Genomic DNA, 15,431 nt, shown 5'->3' on the forward strand with positions numbered 1-15,431 from the left:
GGATATGCGATGCTTGAGTTTCTTCTGCGCGCGGTGCTGATCGGTGTCGGCGCGACAATCCTGTTCGATCTCTGGGCCCAGTTCCTGAACCGCGCCTTCGGCCTGCCGACTCCGAACTGGGCTATGACCGGGCGCTGGTTCGGCCATCTGGCGCAAGGTCGACTGGCGCATGAGGATATTGGACGCTCCGAGCCGGTGGCGAACGAACGCGCCCTCGGCTGGATCGCGCATTACCTGATCGGCATCCTGTTCGCGGCGGTCCTGCTGGCGATCTGGGGGCTCGACTGGGCCCGCAATCCGAGCCTCGCGCCTGCTCTGATCGTCGGTCTCGTCACGGTCGGCTGCGGCTGGTTCATCCTGCAGCCGGGAATGGGCGCCGGCATCGCGGCGTCGAAGAAGCCGAATGCCGGCCAGATCCGCGCCATGAACATCGCGGGCCATATCGTCTTTGGCGTGGGGCTCTATTGCTCGGCGCTCCTGCTGCGCTGAGCATGCCGGCGGCAGCTCCCCGGTTCAGGACCTTCCCCGGTTCAGGACCTGGCGAGAAGGGCCGTAAGCGCGGGCGACAGGCCGACGCTCCCGACCGGCGCCGGGAAGGCGAGATCGCCGCTTGCCGGTTTCGCCGTACCGCCATTGAGAGCGGCCAGGACCGCTTTCATGCCGGTCTGGACCGAGCAGATCACCGGAATATCGAGAAGTGGCTGGACGCGTGCGGCGAGGCCGGCAAGTCCGGCGCCGCCGAGAATGACGGCTCCGGCGCCGTCGCGTTCCGCCGTCTTGCGGCAGGCTGCGGCGAGCAGTGCAATCGAGCCATCGGGATCACGGGCGATATCGGCCCCCGTCGGAGTGACTGTTTCAACCGAGGCAAGCCGGCCGTCGAGGCCGATCATGGCGACGAATTCATGCAGGATCGGTCCCCAGCGCTCGCCGCCGGTGACGATCGAGAACTGCCGCGCCATCGCCGCGGCGGCCAGGCAACTCGCCTCCGCCATGCCGATGACCGGAACGGGAGAGACCTCCTTCAGGGCGTGAAGCCCTGGGTCGCCAAAGCAGGCGAGATAGACCGCGTCGCAGCCGGCGCCATGCTCGGCATAGGCCTCGAGGGCGGCATGGGCCGCAATCACCCCCGCGCTGCGGCTCGAAATATACTGCGCGCCGAAGCGGCCTGTCACCGGATGCAGGGCGACATTGGACGGAGCATGCGGCGCCACGACCTGCATGACGAGATCCGTCATCGCCTGGGTCGTGTTGGGATTGATCAGCAGGATACGCAAGAGAGCCTCGGGCAGGGTGCAGGCTTCAGGCTTAGCGAGCTCGAGGCCCCAGGCCAAGCGACCAGCGCGGACAAGGTCCAAGTCATGAATGTATACGGGGCGCTTCGCAGAGGCGCGGTGTGGGCGCTGCGATGGCCCCGATGCCTCTGGCGGGCGACCGCCACGGCCGAGAGCGCCGTTCGATGAGCCTGAGGGCGGAGGCGATGCTTGGACAAGGTGCTCAAAGTGGCGCGTTGCGATCTAAGCGCGAATAGCGCTGACCAATGGGCGATGAGAGGCGTTTGTGGGTTGATAGTGGGAGAGCGCTCCCTACCGTAAGGATCAAGGTCGGCCTCCGGTCTGTGGCGCTCAGGCGCGCGCAGACCGAAGGCGAGTGCGGGGCCTTTCCTTGCGCGGCACAAAACGGCTACATTCCGCGCTCATAATGCCGCAACTTTGCCACATGTCTGACAAGGGGCCAGCATGGTGAACTTAGTCTGTCGCGTGAGCCTTGCCGGCTTGCTGGCTGCTGGCTGCTCGCCACAAGCGATGCCAACGGTCGAAGCGATCACAAAGCCGACGGTCGAGACTTTTGCTCGGCTGGGGAGTTGGCGACCCTGGCAGTCTGCTCAAGCGGAGAAGCCGCAGACTGCGCCTCTCGTTCTCTCTGACCCCGCGCCGGAGGCGAACAAGCCAGATTCGATCGTGCGTGAGCCGGTAACGGTGACCAGGCCAGCGCCCAAGCTGACAGCGGTCGCTGTACGGGCCCCGAAGCCGGTCGCTCGGCCCGTTCAACCTATTGTGCCCGCTTCGATGCCCGAGGAACCCAGTAAGACCCCGCTGGCCCTCGTCTCTTGCCGCACGCATAACGAACCCGGCCAGCGCGTACACATGGAGTGTAGTCCTGTCGATTGATAGAAGGCGGTGAACAGGTAACTGGAGCGCGAGCAAATCGCGGGCTATCAAGGTCCACGAGGCATTGATTGCATTGCTGTGCGGGCACAAACCTGAAGAAGGAGTGTCCGGTATCTCGGGTTCGGTAGGACCAATACCGGGTCATAACTATGTTTGTTCTGTTCAACCCGGTTGCCGGAAGGGCTCGTGGGTTCTCGGCTTGCGATCTCGCAAAACTCTTTCCCAACTCGACTGTCGTCGAGACCAGGATGGCAGGAGACGCGGAAAGGCTGGCGCGGCAAGCTGCCCACGATGGGCATGACTGCATCGTGGCAGTCGGCGGCGATGGCACGATATCGGAGGCCGCGTCGGGCATGATCGGATCGCGTGCCGAACTCGGTGTGTTGCCACTCGGCACTGCGAATTTGTTCGCGCAGGAACTCGGGATCCCGCTTGATATCGTGGAAGCCGCTCGCCTCATCAATGAGGGATATTCAGTGCCGGTCTATCCGGGACTGTACTCTGCTGTGGGGCGTCGAGAACGAGTATTCGTCCAAACTCTAGGAGTTGGATTCGATGGTGCGGTTGTTCGCCGCCTGAACAAAGATGCGAAGAAGATAATTGGTAAACTCGCATACGTCATCGCGGCTATACAGTGCCTGCTGGTGCATCGAGACCAAAAATTCTCCGTGCGCATCGATGGAGGCCCCGATGAACTTGTTTCGGGACTGCTGGTGATGAAGGGCCGGTTCTACGCAGGGCCCTTCATTATAAGCGAAAATGCCACGCCAAAGGCATCAGGTTTCATTGTCGCGCTTCAACGTGAAGGAAGCCGTTTCGCGCAGTTGAAGTCCGCATTCTGTATCGCCACAAATAGGTTTTCGTCGCTTTCGTTCATTGAAATGAGACGCGCCGACCATGTCTCCATTCGTGGTACATCGGATGTACAAATCGATGGCGATCTGGCGCCGCCGCCCCCGGCGGACATTCGTGCCGCAGGCTCATGTGTCCATGTTCGCGTGGCCCGATCGACAGCAGCGAACAGCATCCGTGTGTCGCGATCAGCTTCTGTGCGTTGATCTTGCGCGGTTTCAGGCCAGGGGCCTCGTTCCTGCCCAGCGATGTCACAGTCCGTAGGGACAACCGATCTGCACAGAGGACCATAGCTCGCGCTTTCAACACGATCGAGGCCCGCCTAGTGCCTTCGCAGTGGCGGGCCAATAATGAAACGCGTCGGGGCTGCCTTGGTTATGGGGGAGTGGGCGAGCGGTGCTCGCGATCAACAAGTCGCCTGAGCTTCCTGGCGCCCTGGCGATAAGAGACCGCCGCGTTGGAGCAGTCAGGGGGGCGTTGGGATTGGTCGACGCCGTATCTGGATTAACGCGCGGAAGCCCGCGAGCATCGGCGTTTCGATGAAGCGAAAAACGACATAGGCCAGCAATACGCTCATGCCGACAGACGCGAGCATGACCGGAATGCTCTGCGCCTGATCGAGCCAGGGCAGCTTGGTGGCTACGATCCGCATTGGCTCGATCACCATCAGGTGGGTCAGGTAGAGCGAATAGGACATGCCGCCGAGCGCAAGCAGGGCCCGATTCCGACAGGCGAGGCCGGATGCTTCGGCCAAGAGTGCGGTCAAGAGAACTGCTGTGACGATGATGAGCGCCACAGCCGCTGGCGGCTCGTGCCACGCCACGCAGATCGTGACGACGCCGCCGGCAACGATCGCGGACACGACCTTCATTGTCCTGCGCAACGGAGGCATCCAGAGCCGCGCGGCAAGCCAAACGTAGTAGAGAGCAATGCCGATCACGAAGAAGCCGGTCACCCTCCCCCCATAGGTCGAGCAGACCCGCCCGCATGGGGCAAAATGCTGAACCGCCTGCAAGAGCAGTAGCACAACCGCAGCGATCAGTGGCGCCCACCTCTTGCTTATCGCGAGCGCGACACCAAACAGCACGTAGAAAAACATTTCATAGTTGAGGGTCCAACCGACGCGCAGCACCGGCGGCTTGTCGGCCGGAACGAAGAGAAGGCTCTCGAGCAAGTGCGGCCACGTATAGGGTGTAAAAATGAAGAAAACCGCAGTTGCGATCCAGTAGAGAGGCACCACACGGACAAGGCGTTTGAGCAGGAACCCGGTGCTATCCTGGCGTGTCACATGGGTGATGATGAAACCGCTGATCGCGAAGAAGATGGACACGCCATAGAATTCAGTTGAGATGCCGCGGACGATCTGAAAATCGCTGTGGTAGAAACTCACTCCAAGCGCCGCCAAGCCTCTGAGCAATTGCAGATTGTAGATCATCCCGGCGCAGCCCCCGATGCGCCGAATGACGCGTTGAAATTGTTCCGCGTCGCAGTTTCGACCGCCTATGCAGACACCCTCTTCCTTCATGATGCATGACAACGCGGATCGCAATATCGCGGCCGATCGGGGCACTTGTCAGTGCAGGCCAACGCGACGCTCGGGCTTCGCCGACTCTGGATGCCGCGCGCAGGCGATCGCTGACAGAAGAGCCTCCGTGGCGATGCAGTGCTGATGGGAGGTCGTCCGCAAGAAGCGCGCGACATGGCCAGGGCGCGCCACAAGGCGGGAATACCGGGCTTGAAAGCCTTCCGAAAACGCCAGTGAGCAGGCGTATCGAGAATGAATGGTGCCCCTGGCCGGGATCGAAATATAAGCCTAATGCATTGTTATCAAACTGATATTCAATCAATTATCTTCATAAAGGCCATCAAATAAGCCAACAATCCTATTCGGCAGGCACTCACGCATTCCGGCGCATTGGGGCGCATCACTTATCAACAGATACGTCGGCATGCCGCGCTACTGAAGCGGTTGCTGAAGGCCGCGACACGTCTGAGAACAGAGATGTGGATCTGCCGGAAAAACGGCCGCTCAGCGAAGATGGTAATAATGCGCAACGAGGCTGCCTTACACGTTTGCGCGGATCTCAATTCGTAGAACTTTGCTCGACCTGACCCAGGAGGCGCTGCGCGGCGAGGTCCGCAAGCCGAGGCTCAAACTCCGTGATAGGCTCGCCCAGGCGAAGCAAAGCTCGGAGCCTACCAGGCCGCAACAACTGCGGCAGCTACATCCAGTCACAGCACGCCTCGGCAGCCCTTAACCGCCCTCATTGCGTCTGACGATAATGACTTCGGCGCCGGCGTCGAGGCAGCGCCGCGCCCATCATTCGTCCGGTTCTAGTGAAATTAATTGCACAACAGGGTGGGAAAAAACCCCGTAGAGACCATCTCGAAATTGGCTCTACGGGGTCTCAGGCACCCGACACCTCTGGGGGAGTAGTCGGGGGGTTCGGAGATGGAGAAGTCTCAGGCTCTCCGCAACTGCGGCTCCTGGCCGTCGAGGCGGGTCATGGCGGAGGTTTTGCCACTCCTTATGCTGAGCCCGGTGAGCAGCCCGGTCAACCACGCACACGTTCATGCCTCGCTCCGTCGGAAGAAGCGCACGGCTGCATCGAGCTTCGGGCCACTGTTGGCGACAATGATGCGGCCAAGGCTTTCCGTCGCGGAGATGCCGTCGGCCATCATATGCGCAACAATCGCTTCCCGCACCTCATCGAGTGCCTTCACAAGCCTGGCGGCGCGGTCCTCGATGGCGTCATGAGCATTGCGCATCGCATCGAGGCGACCTCGGCCTGGGCACCACGCTGCACGCTGCATGAGCCCGGTGCGGCCCTTGGCGGCAGCCTTCAGCCGCGCAGCCTGGTCCTCCATGTCGATTTGGTCCTCGGCCCCCTCGCCGTGGCCTTGCCCGTTTGCAGACATTCCGAAGGTCGCAGGAGGGTGGATTGTGCCTTGGTGGACTTGGACGTGGCCTGTACTGGGCTGGGTGATCCTCCTGTTGGCATTTTCCGTCGGCGGCGGGGGCGCCACCGCGGCTGCGGGAATAGCCCTGCTAGGCACGGTGTTCGCGGCCGTTCACCACGCGGAGGTGGTCGCGCACCGCGTCGGCGAGCCGTTTGGAACGCTCGTTCTCGCCGTGGCGGTCGCGGTGATTGAGACGGCACTGATCATCTCGATCACGATTTCAGCTCCAGCCGAAAACACCGGATTGGCACGCGACGCGGTATTCGCCGCTGTCATGATTGTGTGCAATGGCATCGTGGGCGCCTGTCTACTCTTGGGCGGCGCCCGCTACCACGAACAGGGATTTCAACTCCAGGGGGCGAGCGCGGCCTTGGCGGTGTTAGCCGCGCTGACCGGCCTCACCCTGATCCTTCCAAACTTTGCGGCCAGCGAACTCGGTCCGCAATACAGCATATCGCAACTCGTCTTCGCTGGGCTTGTGTCTCTGGTGCTCTATAGCTCCTTTGTTTTCGTCCAGACCGTACGGCACCGCGATTACTTCCTCCCACTCCAAACCGACAACGAGGAAGTGCACGCGCCTCCTCCCACTAACGGAATCGCTGTTCTGAGCGCCGGCCTTCTTTTCGTCTCCCTGGTCGCCGTCGTCGGTCTCGCCAAATTTCTGACGCCCATGGTGGAACTTGGAGTAACGCGCCTTAGGGTGCCGAAAGCCGTCGTGGGAATTATCATCGCTGCGCTGGTGCTACTGCCCGAAGGAGCGCGGCCTCGGGCAATCGAATGCAGACCAGTTTGAACCTGGCGCTGGGATCCGCGCTCGCGACAATCGGCATGACCATACCGGCCGTTGCTGCTGTTTCGATCATGCTTGGGCAGCCGCTCACACTCGGCCTGGATGCAAAGGATCAAGTCCTGCTGGCGCTGACGCTGCTTATCAGCGTGATCACCTTGGGCACCGGCCGGACCACGGTGCTTCAGGGAGTCGTGCATCTGGTCCTCTTCGCCGTTTTCTTGTTCTTTGCGGTGGTGCCGTAAGGCACGGCGCATAAGCGAGCCGAACACCCGCTTCCGGATCCAGTTCGGACATCGACCTCGGTGCACTATCTCGGCCGGAACTGGCCCATGGCTGCCCCCTCGGCCTTCTGGTTCCGGGCAGCGCTCGCGTCAACGACCTTCGCGCCAGGTTCACCAGGTCATGTTTTGCGGCGTTCCTGTTCGTCGCCGTAGGGCCGTAAGGCTTGGTCGAGGGCAGCCGCACGACCACGAACGCGGCTTGCGGCCCCCGGCAAGAGGCGTATTTTGTATAGCACTTCCTCGCTGACCTTTGCGGCGCGGCCTCTCGCCGGTGACAAGGGGCACGGCATGTCGACGGTCGCACCCTGATCGGGACGCGATCATGAGATTGCCGCTCGCGCGCTCGGGAGGATGCCATGGGCATGTCTATCGGCGCCGTCTCAAGCACTCCGGGGCGCACAACCCCTTGGCCCGCACTGATCCTGCTCGGGCTGCTGGGCGCGTGCCAGCAGGCCGAAGCCCCGGCACCGGAGATCCGGCCCGTCAAAACCATTACGGTCGAGCGCCGCGCCGATGAGCAATCCGTGTCCCTGACCGGACAGATCCGGGCCCAGAATGAGGTCAGCCTCGCCTTCCGCATCGACGGTCGCATGCTGGAGCGGCCGGTCAATGTCGGCGATCAGGTCAAGCCCGGTCAGGTCGTGGCGCGGCTTGACCCGCAGAACCCGCAGAATGCCCTCCGCTCGGCTCAGGCCAGCCTGTCGGCCGCGCAGGGTCAGCTTACCCAGGCGAGGAACACCTTCGGGCGGCAACAGAGCCTGCTCCAGAAGGGTTACACGACCCGCGCCCAGTTTGATGACGCCCAGCAGTCGTTGCAGACCACCGAGGCGCAGGTGGATTCCTCACAGGCGCAGTTGCGCAACGCCCAGGACCAGCTCGGCTACACCGAACTCCAGGCTGACGCACCCGGCACCGTGACCGCCAAAGGGGCGGAGCCCGGCGAGGTGGTGAGGGCCGGGCAAATGATCGTCCAGGTCGCTCGTCAGGGCGGGCGGGACGCCGTGTTCGACGTGCCGGCGCAACTCGTCCGCATGAGGCCGCGTCAGGCGACCATCACCATCGCGTTGGCGGACGACGCCACCGTGAAGGCCATCGGCAGGGTGCGGGAGATCGCACCGCAAGCCGATCCGGTCACGCGTACCTACCAGGTGAAGGTCGGTCTGACGGACCCGCCCACCGCCATGCGTCTCGGCTCGACCGTGGTCGGGCGGGTCTCCGAGACCTCCGGCGAGGTGATTGAGGTCCCGGCAACGGCGCTGACCGAAGCGAATGGACGTCCGGCGGTCTGGGTGGTCGATCCCGCCGCGCAAACCGTGTCACTGCGCAATATCGACGTGGTCCGCTACGACCCGGCCAGCGTGACTATCTCCCAGGGCATCGAAGCCGGCGACGTCGTCGTCACCGCTGGCGTCCAGGCCCTGCGACCTGGGCAGAAGGTCCGACTGCTCGGAGCTACGTCATGAGGCTCAATCTGTCCGAGTGGGCAATCCACCATCGTTCCTTCATCGTTTTCCTGATGCTCATCGTCCTGACTGCGGGGAGCGCCTCCTACTTTGCCCTGGGGCGGGCCGAGGATCCGGCATTCTCCGTCAAGACCATGATTGTCAGCGCTGGATGGCCCGGCGCGACCCTTAACAACACGCTTCAGCAGGTTACTGAGCGCCTCGAACGGAAGCTCCAGGAGACCCCGCATCTCGACTACATCCGCAGTTACACGACACCCGGCCAGACGACGATCTTCGTCAACTTGAAAGGCGAGGTTGCGGCCCGGAACGTCCCTGACATCTGGTACCAGGTCCGCAAGAAGATCGGCGACATCCGGAACACCTTGCCCCAGGGAGTGACCGGCCCGGGCTTCAACGACGAGTTCGGCGACACCTATGGGATCGTCTACGGCTTCACTGCCAGTGGGTTCACCCACCGCGAGCTGCGCGACTACGTCGAGGATACCCGCTCGCGGCTTCTCCTGGTGCGCGACGTGTCCAAGATCGACGTCGTCGGGGCGCAGGACGAGAAAATCTATATCGAGTTCTCGACCGAGCAACTCGCAGGGCTCGGGCTCGACAATGCCGCCCTCGTCGCGACCCTTCAGAAGCAGAATGCCGTCGCCCCCGCGGGGGTGGTCGAGACCGGCAACGAGAAGCTCCTGATCCGGGTATCGGGAGAGTTCCGCTCCGAGCAGGACCTGCTGGCGGTCAATTTCGTTGCCAACGGGCGCATCATCCGCCTGAGCGACATCGCCACGGTCCGGCGCGCCTACGGCGATCCGCCTCAACCGATGTTCAGGGCCAACGGACAGCCCGCCATCGGGATTGCCATTTCCATGCGGGACGGCGGCGACGTGCTGGCGCTCGGCCGGAATATCGCAAATGCCATGGCAGCGATCCGAGTGGACCTGCCCATTGGGATCGAGCCTGTGCTCGTGGCCGACCAGCCGGTGACGGTCGAGCACTCGATCAAGGAATTCATGAAGACACTATGGGAGGCCGTCGCCATCGTTCTGGTGATCAGCTTCCTCAGCCTCGGTCTGCGGGCGGGCGCAGTCGTCGCGCTGTCGATCCCGCTGGTTCTCGCCATGGTGTTCATGACGATGGCGTATGCCGGCATCGACCTGCAACGGATCTCGCTCGGCGCGCTCATCATCTCCCTCGGCCTCCTGGTGGACGACGCCATGATCACGGTCGAGACGATGATCACGCGGCTCGAACAGGGCGCCAGCAAGGAGGACGCCGCCACCTTTGCCTACACGTCGGTCGCGTTCCCCATGCTGACCGGCACCCTGGTCACCGTGGCGGGCTTCGTCCCCATTGGCTTCGCCCGCAGCTCCGCTGGGGAATACACCTTCTCGATCTTCGCCGTGGTCGGCATCGCGCTCGTCGCGTCGTGGTTCGTCGCCGTGCTCTTCTCGCCGCTGCTCGGGGTCTGGCTCCTGCCCAGGCAAGCGAAGCACGCCCATGCCGAGCCGGGGCGGCTGATGCGGGCGTTCCGGCGTTTTCTCATCGTCGCCATGCGGGCGCGCTGGGCCACCATCCTGGCGACGCTTGTCCTGTTTGGGCTCGCGCTCTACGGAATGCGCTTCGTCCCGCAGCAGTTCTTCCCAGCCTCGGACCGGCCCGAACTGCTCGTCGATCTCAAGCTTCCTCAGAATGCCTCGATCCAAGCGAGCGAGACCGTGGTCAGCCGGCTCGACGGTATCCTGAAGGGTGACGGCGAGATCGACCACTGGAGCACCTATGTGGGCCGTGGCGCCGTCCGGTTCTATCTACCGCTGAATGTCCAGCTCCCGAATGACTTCTTCTCGCAGGCGGTGATCGTCACGAAGAACCTTGAGGCCCGGGAGCGGGTCAGGGCCCGCTTGGAGAGGGTGCTGGAGACTGAGTTCCCGAGCGTCGTCGCCCGGGTGTATCCGCTTGAGCTTGGGCCGCCTGTGGGTTGGCCGTTGCAGTATCGCGTCACCGGACCCGACGTGAACACCGTCCGTGAGACCGCATTCAAGGTCGCCGACGTGATGGGCTCGGATTCGTATGTCCAGAAGATCAACTTCGAGTGGATCGAGCCGGCACGAACCTTTCAGATCCGTGTCAACCAGGACGAGGCCCGGCTGCTGGGCCTAAACTCCCAGGATGTGGCTCAGGCCCTCAACGGTGTCGTGACCGGCGCGTCGGTAACCCAGGTGCGGGACGGCATCTACCTCATCGACGTCGTCGTCCGCGCCGGCAGCGAGCAACGCACCTCGCTGGCGGCCCTGCGCGATCTTCAGCTTCCGCTGCCGAACGGCCGGACGGTGCCGATCACCCAGCTCGCATCCGTGGATTACGGTCTGGAGTTTCCGCTCGTCTGGCGGCGGGATCGGGTGCCGAGCCTCGTCGTGCAGGCGGATGTCGCTCCCGGCGCCCAGTCGGCATCGATCGTCGAGGAGCTGGCCCCCAGGATGGACAAGCTGATTGCGAGCCTGCCCGGCGGCTACAACGTGGCCGTCGGCGGCACGGCGGAGGAGAGCGCCAAGTCGCAGGCGTCGGTGATCGCGGTCGTTCCCCTCATGTTTGCGCTGATGCTCATTCTGCTCATGGTGCAGCTCCAAAGCTTCCAGCGCCTGTTCCTGGTGCTGAGCGTGGCGCCCCTGGGTCTGATCGGGGTCGTTCTGGCTCTTCTGCTGGTGAACAAGCCGCTCGGGTTCGTCGCCATCCTGGGTGTCCTCGCGCTTGTCGGCATGATCGCGCGCAACTCGGTGATCCTGATCGACCAGATCGAGACGGAAAGAGCCCATGGGCTGCATCCGTGGGATGCCGTCGTAGAGGCAACGGTGCACCGCTTCCGTCCCATCCTGCTAACAGCGGCGGCGGCGATCCTGGGCATGATTCCAATTGCCCCAACGGTGTTTTGGGGCCCGATGGCCTACGCTATCATGGGCGGGCTTGCGGTCGCGACAGGGCTGACGCTGATATTCCTACCGGCGCTGTACGTCGCATGGTTCCGAATAAGCTCGCCGGTCGTGATAGAGGCGTCCGAGCGGCCGCCCGAGGCGGCACCGGCCCTGGAGGGCGCGACCGCCAAATGACGGCAGGTACAACGCAGCACCGGCTTGGCAAAGGAAGGTGGCGGTCCACGCCTGACGCGAACGCACGATCCGGTCTCCTCGCCGAGCAGGTATTGTGTCTGCCTGGGGCGTCTTCACACGGTCAAGGTTCCGGACCGGCCTTATCGCGCTGCCGCCGGCAAGCGGACCTTCTGAATGCCGGCTTTAGATCAACTTCGGCCCCCAGGTGGTACAGGCTTGAAAGTCTCACTTGGGTCGAGAGCGGTGATCAGGTGCTCGCCCGAGACCTGACATTGGCGAGCTTGCCGCAAAGCGGACCTCGCCATGGTCTGAGAAGGGCGGGAAGCCGAAGTTCAATGGTCATGGACCCGAGGCCGGGGCGCGGCCTTGAGCGGGAGTTGGGTCGAGCCCCGAAACGCGGCAGCTTCGCCGGTCACTCAGTTTCGGCGCTCTACGCGTCTTTCCGTACGGTTAGTACGCCGATCAGTGCGTCGAACGTCCCGTCCAGTGCGCCGATCCTGACGCCGGTTCATACCGGTGGTTTCGGCCTGGGACTGTGATGACTTCAGTACCGCTGCAGTCCCTGTCAGGGTCAATACGGCCGCCGACCACAACAACGAAAGGCCGCGTCGACGTGTGATCCCTTCCGAGTTGAAGACTTCGCTCATGTCCGGGCTCCTCGCGTTCAATGAACCGCTTTTCCGGCCCCCGCCGCCCATCCAGACCGACGTGTTCGAAGCCCTCACATGCGTTCGCAAACCACGGTGAGAAACCATCAACGTCACTCATTGGAGCATTGTTTATGGACCTCGAAGGGGTGTCACACAAGCGTATTGGGTCGGAAGCCGAAATCCGGCCAAGAGTGTCCATTCGCGGACATGGCCCAGCTACGCCCTCTGGCAGGCGAGACCCGACCGACAGCCCATCGCCGCTGACGATGCGTGCGTGCGTGCGGAAACTTGCACGGATAGGTCGGATTTTCGCACCCGTTAGGTTGTTGCCGGCTCGATCGTTCCCGGTTCGTCATCGCCCTGGCCGGTCTTGTTGACCTGCATCGACTGCGTGGAGGCGATTCCCTGCTGGAGGGGCGGCGGCTGGCGGAGAATATCTTTGCGGCGCCGCTCATCCATGCATCGAACGGGGACAGCTTCTACTCGACTGCCGTCCGCAACCTGCTACCGGCACTCCAAGCCTCGTTTGACTGCTTGTTTTCCCCGAAAGACCGTTGTGAGATATGCAGGAGCGTTTCAAGCTCGCTATTCGGGGAACGAAACAACAATGAATTATAAGCCCGTTATTTCTGCCGGCCTGTTCGGCGCCGCTCTATTCGTTTGCTTCGCGACTGCTCCCGCGGTCGCCCAATCACCCAAGCCGCCAGCTCAAGTGAAGGTGACGAACGCGCGTACCGCGCCACTGGCTTCCCTGGAAATCACGACCTCGGGCGAGCAGCCGCGCCTGATCGCCAAGCTCACCAAGCCGCTCGGGCCCGGCAAGAGCATTGCCCTCAAACTGAACAAGCCCGCGGGCTGCAGCTACTMCGTCCTTGCCAAGTTCAGCGACGAGGTCGAGAGCGATAGTGACCTCATCGATCTGTGCAGCGAGAAGTCCATCAGACTGACGGATTGAACCCGCAAACATAACGGATTGGGCAAGTCACGCCGACGCAAGTTGATGGGAAAGTTTGTTCCTCAGCCGTGAGCTTGGCCAACCGTCGCATCATTCAAGATGGCGTCGCCGCCCCCTCGTCGGCGTCGCACACCCTTCACGGGCCTGCCCACGTCAGTGCAGAGAAATCTATCGCTTGGTACCCGCCCACGACCGGCCTTCCGGGTCGTGGGCGGGCGCGGTGGTCTTGCCCGTTTGCAGACATTCCGAAGGTCGCAGGAGGGTGGAAATCAGAAGTTCGTCACGCTGAACCCGCTGGCATAAGCGCGCTACCGACAAACATTGGCGGACTGCCCGAAAGCAGACATCGCTAGATTGAAGTTCAGCGGCAGGTCAGGATCACTTCCCTATGGTCACAATGCCTGCCTCCGTCGGCCCAGTAACTGCGCCGATCAAAAATTTCAGCTGGAATCGTGGCGTTCGTGCAACGGAACCTCAAAATATATGGGTCCGCATTGACGACAAACATGCCCTCGTAAACATTTTGTAGATATCGCCGGTGCTTTCTCTGAGCATCGTCACGCGTAGCCTATCCGATTCTGATCAGCCTCTGCCTTTGCTTCTGACTTCGACTGCTCGCAACGCGATCGCCTACCGATCACGTTCGCGGGCTGTACGCAAAAGGGCGCGAAAATGGATTTGGGACATGTGCTGCCGGGCGCTAGCGCAAGACATCGAATCCGCCGGCTTATCGCGGCGACTACGCCACACTCGGGGTTGCTGGCACGCGGCTTGAGATTTGGCTCGTACACGGCGCTGGTGACAATCGCACTTCTCGCAGCCTCTACGGTTTCGACACGCGCCCAGAACCTCAGAGATTGGACCGCCGGAGCGGGATCATCTGATTGGTTTACGGCTGGCAATTGGAATCCCGGTAGTGTTCCGACGAACCAGAACTTCACGGTCATTGACACCACGACGCCGTTTCCGACGGTGATCTCGGGCTTGCCCGCGCAGGCCTCTCAAGTGTCCGTCGGCGTGGATGGGGTTGGGGCGCTCACAATCCAGGAGGGCGGGACATTGACCACCCTCCCGTTTGGGGGCGGGTTCATTGGCGGCAGGCTTGGCTCGAATGGTACGGTGACCGTGACCGGCACCGGCTCCACGTGGTCAAATGCCCTCCTCTTTGTGGGCCGACTAGGTACGGGGGTTCTAAGAATCGAAGATGGCGGCAGGGTGATCAGTTCTTTTGGGGGCTCCGTCGGTGAGTCTGCCGGCTCGACGGGTACGGTCACGGTAACTGGGCCTGCATCCGCCTGGGATGTCAGTGGCGTCCTCAATATCGGCGATTCGGGCACCGGCTCACTCACGATCCAAAGCCGTGGGAGCGTGACCAATACTAGTGGCGTGCTGGGATCGTTTGCCGGCGCGACGGGTATGGTGACGGTGGCCGGCGCGGGCTCCAAGTGGACGAATAGCGGAAACGTTGTGGTCGGCAGTGCGGGCACGGGCGTGCTCATGATCGCGGACGGCGGCACTGTAACCGATCTCCTCGGGTTGGTTGGCGGTTCTTTGGGCTCGCGGGGCACGGTCACGGTGACCGACACTGGCTCCACCTGGAGCAACATCTCGGGGGTGAACATTGGCAACAATGGCACGGGCACGCTCACGATTGCGAACGAAGGCGTCGTTGCCGCGCCTTCTGTTGTGGTCGCTGCGCAGACCGGATCGATTGGCACACTGAACATCGGCGCGGACCCGCTCGTCAGCACGGCGGCGGCTGCACCAGGCACCATCGACGCGCTGACCGTCGCATTTGGCGCCGGCACCGGCACGATCAACTTCAATCACACGTCCGCCGGCTACGTGTTTGCACACGCGATCAGTGGCAACGGTACTGTCAATGTGCTTGCCGGCGCGACCATCTTTACAGCAGCCAATAGCTACAGCGGACCGACGAACGTCAGCGGGGCCACGTTGCGGGCCGGTGGACTGAGCACGCTCAGCCCGAACTCGGCCGTGACGGTCGCAAGCGGCGGAACGCTCGATCTCAATGGCTTCAGTCATACTGTACCCAGCGTCACCAATGCCGGCCTTGTGAACATGGGCACTGGCACCCCGCCGGGCACAGTCTTGACGACGCCAAGCTATACAGGGACTGGCGGCACGATCGGGCTGAACACTTTCCTCGGAACTGACGGCTCGCCTTCCGATCGCCTCGATGTCGGCTCGGCGAC

9 protein-coding genes and 2 pseudogenes are annotated in these 15,431 nt (G+C 62.7%); 7 read left to right on the forward strand and 4 right to left on the reverse strand.

What is annotated here, in order from left to right:
• Positions 1-9 precede the first annotated feature (9 nt).
• Positions 10-489 carry a DUF2938 domain-containing protein gene (locus AC1DGP_RS32360; RefSeq protein WP_441505706.1) on the forward strand — a complete coding sequence of 160 codons (480 nt, stop codon included), beginning with the start codon at positions 10-12 and terminating at the stop codon, positions 487-489.
• Between the two features lie 41 nt (positions 490-530).
• Here AC1DGP_RS32360 and AC1DGP_RS32365 read toward each other — a convergent pair whose 3' ends face one another.
• Positions 531-1,274, reverse strand: coding sequence for an aspartate/glutamate racemase family protein (locus AC1DGP_RS32365; protein ID WP_441505705.1), 744 nt, complete (start codon positions 1,272-1,274; stop codon positions 531-533).
• Between the two features lie 1,043 nt (positions 1,275-2,317).
• Here AC1DGP_RS32365 and AC1DGP_RS32370 point away from each other — a divergent pair.
• Positions 2,318-3,226, forward strand: a complete 909-nt coding sequence (locus tag AC1DGP_RS32370) for a diacylglycerol/lipid kinase family protein (protein WP_441505704.1) — start codon at positions 2,318-2,320, stop codon at positions 3,224-3,226.
• A gap of 260 nt (positions 3,227-3,486) precedes the next feature.
• Here AC1DGP_RS32370 and AC1DGP_RS32375 read toward each other — a convergent pair whose 3' ends face one another.
• Both AC1DGP_RS32375 and AC1DGP_RS32380 read right to left on the reverse strand, forming a co-directional pair.
• Complete coding sequence (locus tag AC1DGP_RS32375) at positions 3,487-4,455, reverse strand: acyltransferase family protein (RefSeq protein WP_441505703.1); 969 nt, start codon at positions 4,453-4,455, stop codon at positions 3,487-3,489.
• Between the two features lie 1,136 nt (positions 4,456-5,591).
• Positions 5,592-5,888 carry a hypothetical protein gene (locus AC1DGP_RS32380; RefSeq protein ID WP_476769431.1) on the reverse strand — a complete coding sequence of 99 codons (297 nt, stop codon included), beginning with the start codon at positions 5,886-5,888 and terminating at the stop codon, positions 5,592-5,594.
• A gap of 49 nt (positions 5,889-5,937) precedes the next feature.
• On the opposite strand from AC1DGP_RS32380, the pseudogene AC1DGP_RS32385 reads away from it, so the two are divergent.
• The 3 genes and pseudogenes from AC1DGP_RS32385 (at position 5,938) to AC1DGP_RS32395 (ending at position 11,610) form a co-directional block, all read left to right on the forward strand.
• Positions 5,938-7,013 (forward strand): annotated as a pseudogene (locus AC1DGP_RS32385) (calcium:cation antiporter).
• A gap of 395 nt (positions 7,014-7,408) precedes the next feature.
• Positions 7,409-8,515 carry an efflux RND transporter periplasmic adaptor subunit gene (locus AC1DGP_RS32390; RefSeq protein ID WP_476833070.1) on the forward strand — a complete coding sequence of 369 codons (1,107 nt, stop codon included), beginning with the start codon at positions 7,409-7,411 and terminating at the stop codon, positions 8,513-8,515.
• On the forward strand, positions 8,512-11,610 hold the full coding sequence (locus AC1DGP_RS32395; RefSeq protein WP_476769429.1) for an efflux RND transporter permease subunit: 3,099 nt from the start codon (positions 8,512-8,514) through the stop codon (positions 11,608-11,610). Before AC1DGP_RS32390 ends, AC1DGP_RS32395 begins: the two co-directional genes overlap by 4 nt.
• 968 nt (positions 11,611-12,578) lie before the next feature.
• On the opposite strand, the gene AC1DGP_RS32400 is transcribed toward AC1DGP_RS32395, so the two are convergent.
• The gene (locus AC1DGP_RS32400; protein WP_476770996.1) at positions 12,579-12,719 is read right to left on the reverse strand and encodes a hypothetical protein; all 141 of its coding nucleotides are present in this window, start codon (positions 12,717-12,719) and stop codon (positions 12,579-12,581) included.
• A 148-nt stretch (positions 12,720-12,867) separates the two neighbouring features.
• On the opposite strand from AC1DGP_RS32400, the gene AC1DGP_RS32405 reads away from it, so the two are divergent.
• Together AC1DGP_RS32405 and AC1DGP_RS32410 are read left to right on the forward strand one after the other, a co-directional pair.
• Positions 12,868-13,215: a hypothetical protein gene (locus AC1DGP_RS32405; RefSeq protein WP_476833071.1), complete on the forward strand. Its 348-nt coding sequence runs from the start codon at positions 12,868-12,870 to the stop codon at positions 13,213-13,215.
• A 798-nt stretch (positions 13,216-14,013) separates the two neighbouring features.
• Positions 14,014-15,431: pseudogene (locus AC1DGP_RS32410) on the forward strand (hypothetical protein); the annotation flags it as partial.

The organism is Allobosea sp. 05T433 (assembly GCF_056396065.1).